General features: G+C 42.7%; 20 protein-coding genes. 16 read left to right on the top strand and 4 right to left on the bottom strand.

The window, feature by feature from the left end; all coding sequences use genetic code 11:
• Positions 1–11 precede the first annotated feature (11 nt).
• From AC6IZR_RS02765 to AC6IZR_RS02825, 13 genes are all read left to right on the top strand, one after another.
• Positions 12–608, top strand: a complete 597-nt coding sequence (locus AC6IZR_RS02765; protein ID WP_342983251.1) for an MptD family putative ECF transporter S component — start codon at positions 12–14, stop codon at positions 606–608.
• Positions 598–1,446 carry an SAM hydrolase/SAM-dependent halogenase family protein gene (locus tag AC6IZR_RS02770; RefSeq protein ID WP_214259965.1) on the top strand — a complete coding sequence of 283 codons (849 nt, stop codon included), beginning with the start codon at positions 598–600 and terminating at the stop codon, positions 1,444–1,446. The genes AC6IZR_RS02765 and AC6IZR_RS02770 overlap by 11 nt, the downstream gene beginning before the upstream one ends.
• A 14-nt stretch (positions 1,447–1,460) precedes the next feature.
• Entirely contained in the window at positions 1,461–2,012 is a 552-nt protein-coding gene (locus tag AC6IZR_RS02775; RefSeq protein ID WP_049472837.1) for an ECF-type riboflavin transporter substrate-binding protein, read from the top strand.
• Positions 2,013–2,148: 136 nt separating this feature from the next.
• Complete coding sequence (locus AC6IZR_RS02780) at positions 2,149–2,343, top strand: helix-turn-helix transcriptional regulator (protein WP_003005328.1); 195 nt, start codon at positions 2,149–2,151, stop codon at positions 2,341–2,343.
• Between the two features lie 28 nt (positions 2,344–2,371).
• On the top strand, positions 2,372–2,854 hold the full coding sequence (locus AC6IZR_RS02785) for a DUF6773 family protein (protein ID WP_497848749.1): 483 nt from the start codon (positions 2,372–2,374) through the stop codon (positions 2,852–2,854).
• Positions 2,855–2,864: 10 nt separating this feature from the next.
• Positions 2,865–3,356, top strand: coding sequence for a DUF6773 family protein (locus AC6IZR_RS02790; RefSeq protein WP_497848750.1), 492 nt, complete (start codon positions 2,865–2,867; stop codon positions 3,354–3,356).
• Positions 3,357–3,506: 150 nt separating this feature from the next.
• Entirely contained in the window at positions 3,507–4,490 is a 984-nt protein-coding gene (gene trhO / locus AC6IZR_RS02795) for an oxygen-dependent tRNA uridine(34) hydroxylase TrhO (protein ID WP_497848751.1), read from the top strand.
• A 99-nt stretch (positions 4,491–4,589) separates the two neighbouring features.
• A complete protein-coding gene (locus tag AC6IZR_RS02800) occupies positions 4,590–5,495 on the top strand; it encodes a DUF4299 family protein (protein ID WP_070586976.1) in 906 nt (301 codons plus the stop codon).
• 157 nt (positions 5,496–5,652) lie between these two features.
• The gene (locus tag AC6IZR_RS02805; protein WP_497848752.1) at positions 5,653–6,426 is read left to right on the top strand and encodes a nucleoside phosphorylase; all 774 of its coding nucleotides are present in this window, start codon (positions 5,653–5,655) and stop codon (positions 6,424–6,426) included.
• Entirely contained in the window at positions 6,427–8,130 is a 1,704-nt protein-coding gene (locus AC6IZR_RS02810; protein ID WP_070586979.1) for an ABC transporter ATP-binding protein, read from the top strand.
• Positions 8,102–8,932, top strand: coding sequence for an energy-coupling factor transporter transmembrane component T family protein (locus tag AC6IZR_RS02815; protein ID WP_070586981.1), 831 nt, complete (start codon positions 8,102–8,104; stop codon positions 8,930–8,932). The genes AC6IZR_RS02810 and AC6IZR_RS02815 overlap by 29 nt, the downstream gene beginning before the upstream one ends.
• A gap of 4 nt (positions 8,933–8,936) precedes the next feature.
• Positions 8,937–9,689, top strand: coding sequence for an SDR family oxidoreductase (locus AC6IZR_RS02820; RefSeq protein ID WP_497848753.1), 753 nt, complete (start codon positions 8,937–8,939; stop codon positions 9,687–9,689).
• Positions 9,690–9,771: 82 nt separating this feature from the next.
• On the top strand, positions 9,772–10,674 hold the full coding sequence (locus AC6IZR_RS02825) for a carbohydrate kinase family protein (RefSeq protein ID WP_497848754.1): 903 nt from the start codon (positions 9,772–9,774) through the stop codon (positions 10,672–10,674).
• Positions 10,675–10,889: 215 nt separating this feature from the next.
• Here AC6IZR_RS02825 and rsmG read toward each other — a convergent pair whose 3' ends face one another.
• Positions 10,890–11,603: a 16S rRNA (guanine(527)-N(7))-methyltransferase RsmG gene (gene rsmG / locus AC6IZR_RS02830; protein ID WP_497848755.1), complete on the bottom strand. Its 714-nt coding sequence runs from the start codon at positions 11,601–11,603 to the stop codon at positions 10,890–10,892.
• Positions 11,604–11,673: 70 nt separating this feature from the next.
• Between rsmG and AC6IZR_RS02835 the strand changes: the two genes are divergently transcribed.
• A complete protein-coding gene (locus AC6IZR_RS02835; RefSeq protein ID WP_070466430.1) occupies positions 11,674–12,234 on the top strand; it encodes a LemA family protein in 561 nt (186 codons plus the stop codon).
• Position 12,235: 1 nt separating this feature from the next.
• Entirely contained in the window at positions 12,236–13,132 is an 897-nt protein-coding gene (gene htpX / locus AC6IZR_RS02840; RefSeq protein ID WP_195424034.1) for a zinc metalloprotease HtpX, read from the top strand.
• A 299-nt stretch (positions 13,133–13,431) separates the two neighbouring features.
• Here htpX and AC6IZR_RS02845 read toward each other — a convergent pair whose 3' ends face one another.
• The 3 genes from AC6IZR_RS02845 to AC6IZR_RS02855 all read right to left on the bottom strand — a co-directional run bounded on the left by AC6IZR_RS02845 (position 13,432) and on the right by AC6IZR_RS02855 (position 16,080).
• Positions 13,432–14,652, bottom strand: coding sequence for an MFS transporter (locus tag AC6IZR_RS02845; RefSeq protein ID WP_497848756.1), 1,221 nt, complete (start codon positions 14,650–14,652; stop codon positions 13,432–13,434).
• Complete coding sequence (locus AC6IZR_RS02850; RefSeq protein WP_497848757.1) at positions 14,649–14,825, bottom strand: hypothetical protein; 177 nt, start codon at positions 14,823–14,825, stop codon at positions 14,649–14,651. Before AC6IZR_RS02850 ends, AC6IZR_RS02845 begins: the two co-directional genes overlap by 4 nt.
• Before the next feature lie 394 nt (positions 14,826–15,219).
• Complete coding sequence (locus tag AC6IZR_RS02855) at positions 15,220–16,080, bottom strand: helix-turn-helix domain-containing protein (RefSeq protein WP_485767579.1); 861 nt, start codon at positions 16,078–16,080, stop codon at positions 15,220–15,222.
• A 200-nt stretch (positions 16,081–16,280) separates the two neighbouring features.
• Here AC6IZR_RS02855 and AC6IZR_RS02860 point away from each other — a divergent pair, with 200 nt between their 5' ends.
• Positions 16,281–16,820, top strand: a complete 540-nt coding sequence (locus AC6IZR_RS02860) for a YceD family protein (protein WP_371585220.1) — start codon at positions 16,281–16,283, stop codon at positions 16,818–16,820.
• Positions 16,821–16,836: the final 16 nt, after the last annotated feature.

Here is a 16,836-nt window from a genome sequence, read left to right on the forward strand (position 1 = left end):
ATCAGTATCCAATGAATAGAATAAACGTGAATCAAATAAAACAAGTTGGAGCCTTCACTTTCCTCTATTTTCTTGCGATTGGACTGGGGGTCTTAGTTGGAAATCTGGTCGATCATCAAGGAAATATGTTTTATGCTCCTGCCTTTTCAGCCTTGTTTGGCGGGACGATCTACCGCTATTATCTAGAAAAAATAAAAGGAGTTGGATCTATCTTTATAGTTGGCTGCGTGATCGGATCCTTCTTCCTCTTTTCACGTCACGGCGCAGGGGCCTTTATTCCAGCCTTGATCGCCGGAAGTTTTGCGGAGATGGTCGCCTCAAGTGGTCGTTTTCGCTCGAATTTACGAAATGCCTTGTCTTTTGTTATTTTTGCCTTTGCGACAACAGGGCCCATTCTTATGATGTGGTTCTATCCAGCCAGTTACCGCATGTCGTTACTGGATCGTGGTAAATCGATAGACTATGTCAATCGGGTGATGGTATCACCAGATCTAGCGACCATCACTTGGTTTGTCCTCACAGTTATACTGGGTGCTGGATTAGGATGGGGACTATCGAACATCCTTCTTCCATTATTAGCCAAAAAAGGAGATAAAGATGCACAATAATTTACTAGTTCTTCAGTCAGACTTTGGTTTGGTGGATGGAGCAGTATCAGCTATGATTGGGGTTGCTTTAGAAGAATCACCAACCCTTAAAATTCACCACTTAACTCATGATATTACCCCCTACAATATTTTTGAAGGGAGTTACCGTCTCTTTCAGACAGTAGATTACTGGCCAGAAGGGACAACCTTTGTTTCGGTGGTCGATCCTGGTGTCGGTTCCAAACGAAAGAGTGTCGTAGCTAAAACGGCGAAAAATCAATACATTGTCACTCCGGATAATGGAACTCTCTCTTTTATCAAGAAACATGTAGGGATTGTTGCTATCCGTGAGATTTCAGAAGTGAAGAATCGTCGAGCTAATACAGAGTTTTCTTATACCTTCCATGGGCGTGATGTCTATGCCTATACAGGAGCTAAGTTGGCCAGTGGCCATATTAGTTTTGAAGAAGTCGGACCAGAACTCAGTGTCGAACATATTGTGGAAATCCCAGTGGTTGAGACAGTTCTTGAGGACAATCTTGTTAAAGGTGCAGTTGACATCCTAGATGTACGCTTTGGTTCTCTTTGGACTTCCATTACTCGGGAAGAGTTCAATCATTTGTCACCTAAATTTGGGGAACGTTTTGAAGTAACCATCTATAACAATGACATGCTGGTTTACCAAAACCAAGTAACCTACGGCAAGTCTTTCGCCGATGTGCGAATTGGACAGCCAATACTTTATATCAATTCCCTTTACCGTGTTGGTCTTGCCATCAACCAGGGATCCTTTGCCAAGGCCTATAATGTAGGAGTTGGGGCTTCTTGGCATATCGAGATTAGAAAAATGGAAAATTAATAGGAGATATCAGAATGAAACAGAAATCATTATTTTCAATTAAAGATGTTGTAGCTATTGGGGTTGGAGCAGCCCTCTTTGTCGTGATTGCTATGTTGCAAATCCCTGCACCTGCACCGAATACGAGCATTCAGTTGCAATATGCCCTTCAAGCTCTCTTTAGTGTAGTTTTTGGTCCGATTGTCGGTTTCTTAATCGGCTTGATTGGTCATGCCATTAAGGATGCTATGTCAGGTGGTCTTTGGTGGACTTGGATCATTTCAAGTGGTTTGTTTGGACTTTTTGTTGGTTTCTTCCGCAAACAAATCGGTGAATTCAAAGGGGAAGTGACAAAGAAAGAATTAATTGTCTTTAACATCGTTCAAATCGTATCCAACCTTGTGATCTGGGGCTTGATTGCTCCGGTTGGAGATGTCTTGATCTACAAGGAAAGTGCCAATAAAGTCTTCCTACAAGGTGTTGTTGCGGGTTCTTTTAATGCATTAACAGTGGCTGTTGCAGGTTCTCTTCTCTTGATCGCTTATGCACGGACTCAAACAAAAGATGGAAGTTTGACAAAAGATTAAACGTACAGAAGAGTAAGTCTGGGGAACCAGGCTTTTTTTGTTTTGTAAAAAATATTTTTTACAAAATGTAAGATATATATTGCAAAATAGAAAATATAGTGTATAATAAAGCTATAAAACAAGAAAGGAAAAGCATGTGGCGAAAAATCTCAAATTAAAAATGGCCCGGGTCGAACATGATATGACCCAGGGGGATCTTGCAGATGCCATCGGGGTGACACGCCAGACCATTGGCCTGATTGAGGCAGGGAAATACAATCCGACCCTCAGCCTCTGCCTTGCCATTTGTAAGACCTTGGATAAGACGCTGGATCAACTGTTCTGGGAGTAACAGTTTTAATAATAGAAAGACGAAACATATGAAACAAAAGAAAGAACCAATTGTAAAAGATGAACGGACCATGCTACTTGATGGAAAAATCGCAGGAGAACTTGTCCTTGGCATGACCTGCTTTATTGCCCTATCTGCCTTTGTGAAATCCAGTATCCTGGACTTAGACCTACTAACTTATCTACCTGAGATGTTCCTTCTGATTGCCATGGGGATTTATGCTCTGCTAAGAAGGATCAGTTCAGGGATTGATATCCGAGATATGTTAGAAAAAGATAGCTGGTTGAGTCGCCTTGGGTCAGGTCTATTCTTTGCTGTGCTTGTGACAGCTATGGATGTGATTGGAAAGAGAGAAGCAATGAGCTTTATCTTGAGTCCCAAGTATCTGGTCAAAATTTTATTAGAAATTCTCGTCTTTGCCATCCTGACAGATCTGCTTGAAAAACCACTTGCTCTTATCAATCGGAAAAAACAAGAGAAGATCGAGGCAGAATTAGAGGATGAAGAATAAGGAGGAAGAGATGAGATTACAATTGCTGAACAAACAAATCATAGATGAACGAGAAGAAGGCTTAGCTCATAAGGCTGGTGCGGAGACGGCTGGTTTTCTTTTCCTTGCCTTAACTGCTTTTAGTGTGGGATCCATTTTTACATCTAAAGTGGGGCTCAGTCCAATCGTGGTGGTAGCCTTACTCATCGTCTCAGGATTGTATTACTCTGTTCGTTGTCAACGATTGGGTGTGAAATTTATCAGTTATAGCTATCTAAATGTGACGGGAATTGTAGCAGTAACCTCTATTCTCTCCTTGTTCATCTGGGCTCAAAATTTTCAATTAAACCAAACTGTCTATCAGGCAAATCCTTTTCATTCAAAATTCTTACTAGTACTTCCTATTACCTTTTTACTGAATCTTCCAATTGTATGGGGAGTGAATACCCTTGTAATGCTTCTTGCAAAAGTTGAGAAAAAACGCTATGAAGCCTATCTAGATCAGTTGGAAAAGGAAGAGTAGGAAGTTGGAATCCTGGTTTCGTCGTATAAAAGTCTGGGAAACCAGGCTTTTATTTTTCAGTCAAATAAATTGCATTCGTTTTCTTGGGAGAGTATACTGGTATAGTTGAATGAAAAATTCTGATAATTTAATCTTAGAAAAGAGAATATTATGGCAAAACCTATTCGCGTATTACTCTACTACCTCTATACCCCCATTGAAAATGCAGAACAATTTGCAGCCGACCACTTGGCCTTCTGTAAATCAATCGGCCTCAAAGGACGTATCCTAGTCGCTGACGAAGGAATCAATGGAACTGTTTCTGGTGACTACGAAACAACACAAAAATACATGGACTACGTTCACAGCCTTCCAGGTATGGAAGACCTCTGGTTCAAGATTGATGAGGAAGAAGAGCAAGCTTTCAAGAAGATGTTTGTACGTTATAAGAAAGAGATTGTCCACCTTGGTTTAGAAGATGATAATTTCGATAATGACATCAATCCTCTTGAAACAACAGGTGCTTACTTGTCACCAAAAGAGTTTAAAGAAGCTCTTCTCGACGAAGATACCGTTGTCCTTGATACTCGGAATGACTACGAGTACGATCTTGGTCACTTCCGTGGCGCTATTCGTCCTGACATCCGCAACTTCCGTGAATTGCCACAATGGGTTCGTGATAACAAGGAAAAATTCATGGACAAGCGTGTTGTCGTCTACTGTACTGGTGGAGTCCGCTGTGAGAAATTCTCAGGCTGGATGGTGCGTGAAGGCTACAAAGATGTCGGTCAATTGCATGGCGGAATCGCCACTTACGGGAAAGACCCAGAAGTTCAAGGCGAACTGTGGGATGGGAAAATGTACGTCTTTGACGAGCGGATTGCAGTCGATGTCAACCATGTCGATCCAAGCGTTGTCGGAAAAGACTGGTTTGATGGAACACCATGCGAACGCTATGTCAACTGTGGAAATCCTTTCTGTAACCGTCGCATCTTGACCTCAGAAGAAAACGAAGACAAGTATCTCCGTGGCTGCTCACATGAGTGCCGGGTTCACCCTCGCAATCGTTATGTTGAAGAACACAACTTGTCACAAGCAGAGGTTGCTGAGCGTTTGGCCGTTATCGGTGAGACGCTTGATGGAGCACCTGCATAATGGAAACAAACAGTCTGAAAGCTCAGGCTGTTTTTATATGGAAATTGATTGAAAATTGTGCTATACTTTAGGTAAGCGATTTCACAAAGGAGAAAACAAATGAGTATCGTGTTTTCAATCAAAAATAAAAAGAGCTTATTTGGCTATCAGAAAGTACTCGCAGCACAGGAAGTTCTTAAATTAGTTGAAGGGTTAACAACTTACAACTATGATCCTGCCACCCTTCATCGTCCCTTAAATGATTTTGAAGGCTTGAACTGTATCGTATTTGGTAAGAGCGGTCTTCCTCTGCAGTTACGCTATTTTGATGAGGAAGAGTCTTATCAGATTCAGGTGCCCTCTTTTGCGATAGAAGAAGATTGGCAGTTGGCCCTTCGATGGCTTAGTCGCCTCGCAGAAGTATTAGGAACGGAGATTGTGGCCAGTGACGGCGTGAGCTATACTCCAGATTCTGTTTTCCATTTTGATTATGAAGTCGTCATCCTAGAAACGCTGGGTAATGTGACGAAAGAAAAAGATCTAAAAGAGTTTGAAGTACAAGGCTTCGCTCATCCAGTCTATTTGGATCGGGATACAGTGCAGGAAGTCTTGAACCATGTCCATCCACTAGAAGCCTACTCTGCCTTTATCAAGAAGATTCAATATAGTGCAGCTTATTTCAGTCAAGTCCGTTTTTATCAACAGGAGGAGACAGGAGCATTTTTAGCTAGCTATAGCTTGACAGAAGATACGGATACGGTCTTGCCAAGCGTGCCACATGTTCCTGCAGAATATGTAGAAATTGTGGGCTTAGCGGGTATCATTGATTGGCAAGTTCTTTTGGTTGCGATCGATGGAGATCCGGATAAGCCAGAAAACTACCATCCAATTGGTTCTCTTGCTCTGAAGAAACTTATAGAAGCGCTAGAGCCAGATGAATATCAGCTGCTAGATGCTAGTCAAATTGAAATTAAAAAATTATCCAAAGAACGCTTGCTAGAATTAGCGCAATTGGAGAACAAGTAAAAAAATATCATAGTGAACTGTCCCTCCGACGTTTGATCCGAAAAATCTAACGTCTGGGAGCAGTTCTTTTTTATGCCATTCCTTTGATCAAAAACCAATGACTAGGCTAATTGTGGTATAATAGGGGCCTAGAAGTAGAATGAAAGAGGTGCACGAAATGCTGTTAGAAGAATTTGATGCCAATCGACAGGCGATTATCAATCCACAAGACTTACACCAACCAATTGAAGGATTTCCCAAAGTAGTCATCTCTTGCTTTTCAAGAGTAACTTTTGCGCGCCTCCTTGAGAATTATGACCATGAGGTCATTGCAAGAACCTCTATGGCTAATTTTGAAGTCGTGGTCTATGGGATCACTATTGGAGACCAACAGATTGGTGCCTTTAATGCACCAGTTGGGGCTGCTTCCTGTGTGGGGATTATAGAGGACCTGATTCAATTTGGGATGGAAAAACTGGTGCTCTTTGGGACCTGTGGGGTTTTAGACCGTGATATCGAAGCAACCTCCATCATCATTCCAACAGCTGCTCTTCGCGACGAGGGGACTAGTTACCACTATCTTCCGGCTAGTGATGAAGTGGAAGTAAACAAGAAAACCCTTCCTCTCTTCCAAGCCTTTCTGGACAGCCACAAGGTTTCCTATCAGTCAGGAAAAGTGTGGACGACAGATGCACCGTACAGGGAAACCATCGACAAGATGAAGCGACGAAAGGAAGCAGGAGCCATCTGTGTGGATATGGAATGTTCGGCAGTGGCAGCCTTAGCAGCTTATAGGGGCTTTGAGCTCTGCCATTTCTTCTACGCAGCAGACCACCTCTCGGAAGAAAAATGGGATATCCGAAACTTATCTAGTCATGAGGATTTAGATAGCAAGGATCGAATCGCGGAGTTAGCCATCCAATTTGCGCTCTTTTGGGAAAAGGCAAACTAAATGAAAGAAGCAATGATTGAACTGAAGGATTTTTCCTTCCAATACAAGGCACAGTCTGAACCAACCTTGAAAAATCTCAACTTAACCATTTATAAGGGGGAAAAGGTTCTGATTGTTGGGCCATCTGGTTCTGGAAAATCAACGATTGGCCAGTGTCTAAATGGGATTATCCCCAATATCTATAAGGGAACCAGTAGTGGGCAATTCCTCATTCAGGGGAAAGAAGCCTTTGATCTCAGTATTTATGAGAAATCTCACTTGGTCAGTACGGTTTTGCAAGATACAGATGGCCAGTTTATCGGTTTGAGTGTTGCAGAAGACTTGGCTTTTGCTCTTGAAAATGACATGGTGGATCTGGGAACGATGAAAGAGCGTGTGCGGAGTTGGGCAGAACGCTTGGATTTGATGAAGCTCTTGGATCATCGGCCACAAGATTTGTCCGGTGGGCAAAAACAGCGAGTGAGCTTAGCAGGTGTTCTGATTGACGAAAGTCCGATCCTGCTCTTCGATGAGCCACTGGCTAATCTAGATCCCAAGTCGGGTCAGGATATTATTGATCTGATTGATCAGATTCATGAAGAACAGGGGACGACCACTATTATTATCGAACACCGTTTAGAGGATGTACTCTACCGTCCTGTCGATCGGGTTATCTTGATCAATCAAGGACAAGTTCTCTTTAATGGTCGACCCGATGAGTTGTTGAGAACGACACTGCTGGCTGAAAATGGGATTCGAGAACCTCTGTATTTAACAACTCTTCGCCAGCTAGGGCAGGATATCGATCAATTGGAGCATCTAGATCGTCTAGAAGATATCGAGCTTACTGGTGTGAATCGTTCCATTCCAGAAGCGACCTTTACTAAAACGGGTGAAGCAGAAGAACTATTGAAGTTGGAGCAGATTTCCTTTGCTTATCAAAAGGATCATCCGATCTTAAAAGATATATCCCTCACGATTCCGAAAGGGCAGCGCTTAGCGATTGTCGGGAAGAATGGGGCAGGGAAATCAACTCTTGCGAAAGCCATCTGTGGCTTCATTACCACAGAAGGGCAATACACCTCTAGAGGCGAAGATATCAAGCAGGAGAGTGTCAAGGAACGGGCTGAGCGAGTCGGCTATGTCCTGCAAAACCCCAATCAAATGATTTCGACCAATATGATTTTTGACGAAGTCGCTCTAGGTTTGCGCTTGCGGGGGGTATCGGAAGAAGATATCAAAGAGCGTGTCTATCAAGTGCTGAAAACTTGTGGTCTCTATGAGTTTCGTAAATGGCCGATTTCTGCTCTCTCATATGGGCAAAAGAAACGGGTGACCATCGCCTCTATACTAGTTTTAGGACCAGAAATTTTGGTCTTGGACGAGCCGACAGCAGGTCAGGACCAGCGCAATTACACTGAAATCATGGAATTTCTAGATAGCTTGCAAGAAAAAGGTCATACCATTGTCATGATTACCCATGATATGCAACTGATGTTGGATTATTCTGATCGTGCACTTGTAGTATCAGATGGGCAAATTCTAGCAGATCTCTCACCTGCAGAGCTGTTCACTCATCCGGATATTTTACAAGAGGCTAATCTAAAAGAGACTTCGATTTTTGCCTTAGCCAATCGATTAGGAATGGATCCCTTGGCGCTAACGCAGTTTTATATGCAACAGAAAGGAGCAGGTCATGAAGCATCGATTAGTCGGCTACCATGAGGGGACGAGTTTTCTTCATCGTCTTTCAGGTGCGAGTAAGTTACTCTTTCTTCTTTTTGTATCTCTTGCGGCCATGTTGAGTTATGATACCCGGCTCCTTCTAGGAATTGGTGTGGGCGCCTTGCTGTTATTCTCTACAGCTCGTATTCGATTTCGAGATATTTCATTTGTACTTGCATTTGCTTTTGTTTTTGCACTGTTAAATGTTGTCATGGTCTATCTCTTTGCCCCCCAGTATGGTGTAGAGATTTACGGGGCAAAGACAGTACTGATGAAGGGGTGGGGCTCCTATAGTATCACCTTGCAGGAACTCTTTTATCTTTTTAATCTAGCTCTTAAGTATGTCTGTACCATACCTCTAGCCTTGATTTTTTTGATGACGACCCATCCTAGTCAGTTTGCTTCAAGCCTCAACCAAATTGGCGTATCCTACAAGATTGCCTATTCTGTTAGCTTGACTCTGCGTTACATTCCTGACGTACAAGAAGAATATCAAACGATTAAATTGTCTCAGGAAGCCAGAGGGGTGGAGTTGTCCAAAAAGGCCAAGCTGATCAAGCGGATCAAAGGCAATTTGCAAATCATCTCTCCCTTAATCTTTAGCTCACTTGAGCGGATTGACAGCATTTCTACAGCTATGGAATTACGTCGCTTTGGTAAAAATAAAAAGCGGACCTGGTATTCTCATCAAGCCATGGAAATGAAAGATTATGGGATGATTCTATCAGCCTTAGCTGTTCTGGTCTTGAGTATTGTCCTGATCTTTGTCAATCAGGGACGTTTTTACAATCCATGGAGGTAATGACATGTCAGAAACGATTTTAGTAACAGGAGCTTCAGCTGGCTTTGGTCAAGCGATTTGCCGTCGCTTAGTAGCAGATGGATACCGTGTGATCGGGTCAGCTAGACGCATCGATAAATTACAGGCTCTTCAAGAAAAACTGGGAGAAGCTTTTTATCCCTTGCAAATGGATGTGACGGATCTTTCTCAGGTAGATCATGCACTTTCCAGTTTGCCAAAAGATTGGGAGAAAGTGGATGTTTTGGTTAATAATGCTGGCTTGGCCCTAGGCCTCGCCCCAGCTTATGAAGCAGAGGTCGCAGACTGGCTGACCATGATTCAGACTAATATTGTCGGCTTGACCTATCTGACAAGGAAAATCTTGCCCCAGATGGTGGAACGAAATGATGGCTATATTATCAATTTGGGCTCTACAGCAGGAACTGTGCCTTATCCAGGGGCCAATGTTTACGGGGCATCCAAGGCTTTTGTCAAGCAATTCTCCCTCAATCTTCGGGCGGATCTAGCTGGCAAGAAGATTCGTGTCAGCAATATTGAACCTGGTCTTTGCGAAGGGACAGAGTTCTCTTCTGTTCGGTTTAAAGGAGACGAAAAACGGGTAGAGGCCCTCTATCGAGATGCCCATGCCATTCAGCCTGAAGACATTGCCAACACTGTAGCTTGGTTGATCCAACAGCCCAAGCATGTCAATGTCAATCGGATTGAAATCATGCCGGTTTCCCAAACCTTTGGCCCTCAACCTGTTTATCGTGATTAAAAGAGAAGCAACCACTCCACAAGGGATTGGTTGTTTTTTATCTTTCCTCTGGTATAATAGAAGGCAAAGTAAGGAGAAGAAGATGACAGCAGCGTTAATTATTGGTTCTACAGTTTGTGATGTGATGATTTACTTGGATCGTTTGCCGAGTCGTGAAGGAGATGCCCATATTGATCACCAGCAATGGTCAGTGGGAGGTTGTGCCTTTAATGTCGTTAATATCCTTCATTTTTTGTCGCAACCCTACCAGTTTGTCTCTCCAGTCGGTTCTGGGATGTATGGTGATTTTATTCGGAGAGAGCTAAAACAATTAGGGATTTCCTCTAGCATCTCATTAGAAGGGGCCAATGGTTGCTGTTACTGCTTTGTAGAGTTTGATGGTGAGAGGACCTTCTTATCGGACCACGGAGTGGAGTATAGCTTCCAAGCAGAGTGGCTAAAAGAGATTGAGACAGATCGGTTTGATTACATCTACTTGTGTGGCCTTGAAGTTGAGGAGCCAACCGGTCTTGCATTGGTCCAGTCTGTTTCGCAACTAGAAGGCCAGGTGATTTTCGCACCTGGGCCACGCGGGCTCTTGATTCCAAAGGATCGACTGGAAGCAATTTATGATCTGCATCCGATTCTCCATGTTAATGAGGCTGAAGCACTGGCTTTTTCAGGGTGTAGAGAGATCCAGCCAGCCATCGAACACTTGTATCAGAGAACGGGACAATTAGTCATTGTCACCTTGGGTGAAAACGGAGCGGTTGCCTATGATGGCAACTGGTATGAGGCAGACGGTTTTCCAACAGAAGTCGTCGATACAGTAGGCGCTGGAGATAGCCATGTAGGAGCCTTTATATCCGCTCGTCTAGAAGGCTTAGACATCGCGCAAGCCTTAAGCTTTGCCAACAAAGTCTCTAGCCAGATTGTTGCAAGTAAGGGCGTTCATCTGACAAAAGAGCAGCAAGAAGCCCTGCGAACAGAATTGAAACAAAAATAAAAAAGAGAGTGGGACAGAAATCGGTAATTCGTTAGAATTCGATTTCGTCGTCCCACCTCCGCACAGTTGAGTAGGGCTGTAAAAGCTGATGAAATCAGCGTAGTAGAGCCCACTCAACCACTGCGTCTTGCTTGACAATCCAAAAATAATTGAGAGGCTAGGACTTTTGTCCCAGCCTCTTATTTGACTTTATCCGCTTGGCCCTTTGTATCTTATTACAAAGGCCGCTTATTGGGCATGCCTGCTTTTCTTGGGTATTTGTTGGGTGTTTCTTTTTTCTTCTCCACAACAGTAATGTAGCGAGGATCCCCATTTGGCAATTCATACTGTAGATTGTCTTCAACCTTGCTAAATAGCAGATTCAGGGCGTTTTTGGCTTCCTCCAACTCTTCTGGAGCATTGCTAGCTTTAAGTGCGAGGAGGCGCCCTCCTACTTTCAAATAAGGAATGGTCAGCTCAGAAAGGACCTGCATCCGAGCAACGGCGCGCGCAGTTACGAGGTCAAATTGGGCACGGAAGGCCTTATCTTGCGCAAAGTCTTCAGCTCGTCCATGGTAGAAATGAACCCCTCTCAAGTCCAACTCTTCAGCTAGTAGGTGGAGAAAGTTGATCCGCTTATTGAGGGAATCAATGATGGTCACATCCAACTCAGGGAAAAGGATCTTCATAGGAAGGCTTGGAAAGCCAGCACCAGCTCCGATATCCAAAAGACGGATGGGTTTGTTTTCGATCAACCCCTGCAAGATGGGGGCGATTGAATCATAGAAATGCTTGAGATAGACCTCGTCTTTTTCGGTGATAGCAGTGAGGTTGATCTTTTCATTCCACTCAACCAATAACTCAAAATAGCGTTCATATTGTTCTTTTTGTCGATCAGTTAATGGGAAGCCGAGGTCGGCTAAACGGGTATAAAATTCTTCTGGTTTCATAAGATAATTTTACCACAAAATAAGAGAAATTTGATATACTGGTAGAAAGAAATGAAAGGAATTCAATAAAATGATTTGGATTATTCTTGGGATCCTTGTGGTCCTTGTATTGATGGTAGTAGGAGTTTACAACGGTTTGGTGAAAAGTCGGATGCAAACTCGCGAAGCTTGGAGTCAAATCGATGTACAATTGAAACGTCGGAATGACTTGATTCCAAACTTGATCGAAACGGTTAAAGGCTATGCCAAGTACGAAGGAGATACACTTGCTAAGGTCACTCAACTTCGCCAACAAGTAGCTCAAGCATCTTCACCTGCAGAAGCAATGGCAGCCAGTGATGCTCTTTCACGTCAAGTTGCAGGCATCTTTGCGGTTGCTGAAAACTACCCAGATTTGAAGGCTAACACCAACTTCATGCAATTGCAAGAAGAATTGACCAATACAGAAAATAAAATTTCTTATGCTCGTCAATTGTATAACAGTGTCACAAGCAACTACAATGTGAAATTGGAAACTTTCCCAACAAATGTGATTGCTGGAATGTTTGGCTTCAGACAAGCTGAGTTCCTTCAAGTGCCTGAAGAAGAAAAAGCTGTACCAAAGGTGGATTTTAGCGGATTAGGAGACTAATATGCTGTTTGACCAAATTGCAAGCAATAAAAGGAGAACTTGGATTCTCCTTATTGCTTTTTTCATACTCTTGGCCCTCATCGGAGCAGCCGTTGGCTACCTCTGGTTAGGCTCCTCTCTTGGTGGTGTCATTCTAGCTTTGATTATTGGTGGCATCTATGCCTTTAGCATGATTTTTCAATCAACGGAAGTTGTGATGCGGATGAATGGTGCACGCGAGGTGACAGAAGATCAAGCTCCTCAACTCTACCATGTTGTCCAAGACATGGCCATGGTGGCTCAGATTCCTATGCCCCGTGTCTATATTGTAGACGATCCGTCCATGAATGCATTTGCGACAGGGTCCAATCCTCAAAATGCGGCTGTTGCAGCAACGACAGGTCTTCTAGCTGTGATGAATCGTGAGGAATTGGAGGGAGTCATTGGACACGAAGTTAGCCATATTCGCAATTACGATATCCGCATCTCTACGATTGCAGTTGCCCTTGCTAGTGCCATCACCATGCTATCAAGCATTGGTGGCCGGATGATGTGGTGGGGCGGTGGCCGTAGACGGGATGATGATCGAGAAGGAGGCAGTGGTTTAGAAATTATTATTCTGATCCTTTCCTTGATTGCCATCGTATTAGCTCCGTTAGCGGCGACCTTGGTACAGTTAGCTATTTCTCGCCAACGGGAGTTTCTGGCGGATGCTTCAAGTGTCGAATTGACACGGAATCCTCAAGGAATGATCAATGCTCTTTTGAAACTGGATCATAGTGCACCCATGCAGCGAGAAGTCGATAGTGCAAGTAGTGCTCTCTTTATCAACGATCCCAAAAAGGAATCCGGCTTTCAAAAACTCTTTTATACCCACCCACCCATTGCTGAGCGGGTGGCTCGCCTAAGAAAAATGTAAAAAATCCACCATTAGTAGGATTGAGAGTGTGGGAAAACTGTTTTTTCTTTATAAATCTAATAAATTCTATACAAATAAAAGAAATTTATTCTTTATAATTATTAACTCATCTATTGAAACTTTCCGCTGTGAGAAAAGTGCTAGAAACAATTGTGTTTCTAGCACTCGGGAATTTTGGAACCTTGGGTCCAAAACTAAGTCATGGAACTTCGAAGAAGTTCGCTGACGTCCGTCCTCACCTAAGGAAAGTTTTTAAGATAACTTTGTCTTTAAGCTCAATCCACCAAACGGTGGATTTTTTATTTGGTAGTTAAGAGGAGGGTAGTGAAACCAAGGATGGCAAAGATTCCCCAAGCTAGAGCGAGGTTCCAAATAGCGAGGCCAGAAAAAAGGGCTGTTCCAAGAGGCATGGCAAAGCTTACCATCAGACCCAAAAAGCTAGAGGTAGAGGCTAATTTCTCAGCTGGTAGTTTGCTCATTAAAAGACTAGAAACTTTTGGGTTGATTTTTGCAACAAGATAACCAAGAAAAGTGATGAGTAGAAGGGAAAGGATATCCCAGTGGACCAGAGTATTTGTGAGGCCAAGCATGGTCAGACCACCTGCAATCCACAGTAGAGTATGGTGGAGGGTTTGTTTGGAAAAATAATCGTGAGGTGTCAGGCTAGCCCAGACCATGCTTAAAATAGTTACTGCTTCTAAGATCAAGAGCGATTGGCTAAAGCTCAAATGAAAGAAGGGGGAGTGAAGCAGTTGCAAATTATAGATGCCGGAGATGGATCCTCCCAAAGCATTGATGAAAATTAAGGATAGGAGAAGTTTTCCAAAGTTGTGAACTTCTTCATCTGCAAAGATAGTGGTGACATTGCGATATATGTCTCGACATTCTTGAAGGAAAGAAACTTTCTTACTTGAATCCACTTGAATCGGTTCGTGGGTTAGTTGACTTCGTCGGATGAAAAGACAAGTGGAAGACAGGAGAAATGTCAGGGCATTGATCGAAGCAACAAGTGCAAAGTTTTGGTGACTGATAGCTAAAAGCCAGACTCCCAGTGCTTGACCTGAAATTGAACAAACCATACTAAGCAGTTGATTGAAGGAATAGGCTTCCATCAGATCCTCGCTAGGAATGTTCTTCTGCATAATGGGAAGTTGCAATCCCCCGCGATAATCACTTAAACAATCTGACACAATATTCAGGAAGCAAACGATTGAAAAGGCCAAGTAACCCGGAATCTTTGTCATCAGTGCAATGATGACGAAAAGGATAGCTTGCAGAAAGCCCATTCGGATCAGCCAGTCGGCTTTTTTAGCGGTGTGATCGGCCTTCATTCCAATGAAAATGGTGAAAAGACTTGGGATAAAAACAATGAGATTAGCGATCCCAACTGACAGGCTAGGGTGAGGCATGCTAGCCGCGAAGACCACAAAGACAAGGTTGTAAATTGCAGCACCAATGGTATTCAAAAAACGTGAAAGACTGAGTAAGGCAAAGATATGATTGCGAAATAAGAGTTTCATAAGCTTTCCTCCTTATGCTTAGCAGATAAAATAACTTCTCTTAAATGTTGCAAGGCCTGCTTGATAAGAGACAGTTTCTCTTCTTCCGTCAGTTCTAATTTTTCCTCTTTAACATAAAAACTAGTCTGTTTAAGGAAATAATGAAGGAGACGATTCTTTAGTCTGCTTATCATGCTGGGACCTCTTTCTTTTCTTGATGATTCTATTGTAGACCTCAAAAATATGGAAAACAAAAAGTTGCATATTTTCAACATAAAACTCACAGACTAGATCTGTGAGTTTTATAATGTAGACAAACTAGTTAAAAAATAAGGAAAGCAATTTTGGAAAGAAATAAAAATCAGTTCAAATTTTTAAAATGAATCAAGAAACCACCAAAACTTTCCGCTGTGAGAAAAAGTACTTTAAACAATGTTGTTTCAAGTACTCGGGAGTTTTGAAACCTTAGGTTCAAAACTAAGTCATGGAACTTCTTCGAAGTTCGCTGACGTCCGTACTCACCTAAGGAAAGGTTTTTAGATGACTTCGTCTTCAATCTGAAACTCATAAATCTATTCTGTGAGTTTTTCAGGCTTCCTTAATCAGTTCTTGCAGGCCCTGTTTGTAGTAGTTGGCACTGTCCTTACAATCCAGAATAGAGAAGACCTGAATGGCCTGTTCCATCTTTTCAAGACCAGTTTCTTTTTCTCCCTTTCGATAAAGAAATTCCCCTTTGGCATAGAGATAAACCGTCCGAAGGTAAGCTTCGTTTTCAGAGTAAAAGTGGTCCTTGATCAGCTGATCAAAATAAGATGCATCTTCAAATTCATTTGAACTAATGGACAGAAAGAAACCATTGAGAAATATAGAATTGAGGGCAGGACGAGAAGAGTCTAGGAGAAGCTTGAAATCATCTCTTTGGACCAACTCCTCTGTGTATTGTCGATAGAGCTGACTAGAGAAAAGAGGAGAGGTCAGTGAAAATAGGCTTAACTCAAAATTTCCCCAGACCATGACAGAGAAGAGGTAGTCATAGAGGAAATCTAGTTCCTCTTGGCTAGCAGCTAACTCTACCTCAGGATAGTTGCCAAGCATTTGGGCCTTGAGAATAATGCTGGCTAAGAAGTCTTCTTTTTTGTGATCTTTCTGATAGGCTAGTTGGTAGCGTTGGTACAAGGCTTGATCATGTTCCAAGCTCATGTTTTCATAGTGCTCTTTCAACAATTTGGGGATAAAAGAGTGCTGATCGATTTCTGCTAGATGAGAGAACTCACTGAGACTCGTTTTGATCTGTTGAAGGGCTTGAAAAAAACGTTGGGTCGTTAGATCATTTTCTCCTCTTTCAAATCTAGATAGCATAGAGCGCGAAAATTCCCCACCAGTAGCTTCTTCTAATGAAATATGGCGACTTTCCCGTATTTGCCTAAAAACTGCTCCGATTTCTTTCATGCCTTCTCCTCTATCTATACAATGACCAATGCCTTAGCAAGTGAACCTCTTTTTTTTCGAGAGATTGCGGGATCCTTGTGTACAATACCTAGTACTATGTATCTTTTTTCATGATTATAACAAATTTTTGAAGAGACTTCTTGGTTGAGGGGCGGCTTCATGATATACTAGTAGTATCTAGAAGATTTGAGGATAAAAGAATGAACTTATACACACAAGAAATCCGTAAAAACCCTGAAGGACTAGCTTTTGATCAAGAATTGGATTTGCTAAAGGAATTGCAAAAGCGCAATCCAGAAATTCTTGATTTAAAGGATGTGACAGCGACAGGGCGAGTAGCCTATGATACAGGTCTCTATGTCTTGGATTACCAATTGACCTATACCATCGTCCTTGCCTCTAGCCGAAGCATGGAACCCGTTGAGCTTCAAGAGAGCTATCCTGTGACAGAGGTGTTCGCTGAGGACGCACAGTCAGAGGCAGATATCGAAGCTCTTGAGGAAGATCTGATCCTTCCCATTGAAGGGGGCAAAATTGATCTGAGTGAAAGCGTGGCAGATAATATCCTGCTCAATATTCCTCTTAAGGTTCTCACTCCGGAAGAAGAGGCCGGGCAAGGCTTTATCAAGGGCAATGATTGGAAAATCATGACAGAAGAAGAGTACCAAGAAGCTCAAGCGGTTAAGAAAGAAGAAAACAGTCCCTTTGCTAGTCTCCAAGGTTTATTTGAGGAAGAATAGGCTAGGGATGACATAT

Source organism: Streptococcus mobilis, from assembly GCF_059727625.1.

What these genes read in the sequence shown, in the direction of transcription:
- AC6IZR_RS02765 (WP_342983251.1), top strand. Translation starts at nt 12, where the DNA reads ATGAATAGAATAAACGTGAATCAAATAAAACAAGTTGGAGCCTTCACT.
- AC6IZR_RS02770 (WP_214259965.1), top strand. Translation starts at nt 598, where the DNA reads ATGCACAATAATTTACTAGTTCTTCAGTCAGACTTTGGTTTGGTGGAT.
- AC6IZR_RS02775 (WP_049472837.1), top strand. Translation starts at nt 1,461, where the DNA reads ATGAAACAGAAATCATTATTTTCAATTAAAGATGTTGTAGCTATTGGG.
- AC6IZR_RS02785 (WP_497848749.1), top strand. Translation starts at nt 2,372, where the DNA reads ATGAAACAAAAGAAAGAACCAATTGTAAAAGATGAACGGACCATGCTA.
- AC6IZR_RS02790 (WP_497848750.1), top strand. Translation starts at nt 2,865, where the DNA reads ATGAGATTACAATTGCTGAACAAACAAATCATAGATGAACGAGAAGAA.
- trhO (WP_497848751.1), top strand. Translation starts at nt 3,507, where the DNA reads ATGGCAAAACCTATTCGCGTATTACTCTACTACCTCTATACCCCCATT.
- AC6IZR_RS02800 (WP_070586976.1), top strand. Translation starts at nt 4,590, where the DNA reads ATGAGTATCGTGTTTTCAATCAAAAATAAAAAGAGCTTATTTGGCTAT.
- AC6IZR_RS02805 (WP_497848752.1), top strand. Translation starts at nt 5,653, where the DNA reads ATGCTGTTAGAAGAATTTGATGCCAATCGACAGGCGATTATCAATCCA.
- AC6IZR_RS02810 (WP_070586979.1), top strand. Translation starts at nt 6,427, where the DNA reads ATGAAAGAAGCAATGATTGAACTGAAGGATTTTTCCTTCCAATACAAG.
- AC6IZR_RS02815 (WP_070586981.1), top strand. Translation starts at nt 8,102, where the DNA reads ATGAAGCATCGATTAGTCGGCTACCATGAGGGGACGAGTTTTCTTCAT.
- AC6IZR_RS02820 (WP_497848753.1), top strand. Translation starts at nt 8,937, where the DNA reads ATGTCAGAAACGATTTTAGTAACAGGAGCTTCAGCTGGCTTTGGTCAA.
- AC6IZR_RS02825 (WP_497848754.1), top strand. Translation starts at nt 9,772, where the DNA reads ATGACAGCAGCGTTAATTATTGGTTCTACAGTTTGTGATGTGATGATT.
- rsmG (WP_497848755.1), bottom strand. Translation starts at nt 11,603, where the DNA reads ATGAAACCAGAAGAATTTTATACCCGTTTAGCCGACCTCGGCTTCCCA.
- AC6IZR_RS02835 (WP_070466430.1), top strand. Translation starts at nt 11,674, where the DNA reads ATGATTTGGATTATTCTTGGGATCCTTGTGGTCCTTGTATTGATGGTA.
- htpX (WP_195424034.1), top strand. Translation starts at nt 12,236, where the DNA reads ATGCTGTTTGACCAAATTGCAAGCAATAAAAGGAGAACTTGGATTCTC.
- AC6IZR_RS02845 (WP_497848756.1), bottom strand. Translation starts at nt 14,652, where the DNA reads ATGAAACTCTTATTTCGCAATCATATCTTTGCCTTACTCAGTCTTTCA.
- AC6IZR_RS02850 (WP_497848757.1), bottom strand. Translation starts at nt 14,825, where the DNA reads ATGATAAGCAGACTAAAGAATCGTCTCCTTCATTATTTCCTTAAACAG.
- AC6IZR_RS02855 (WP_485767579.1), bottom strand. Translation starts at nt 16,080, where the DNA reads ATGAAAGAAATCGGAGCAGTTTTTAGGCAAATACGGGAAAGTCGCCAT.
- AC6IZR_RS02860 (WP_371585220.1), top strand. Translation starts at nt 16,281, where the DNA reads ATGAACTTATACACACAAGAAATCCGTAAAAACCCTGAAGGACTAGCT.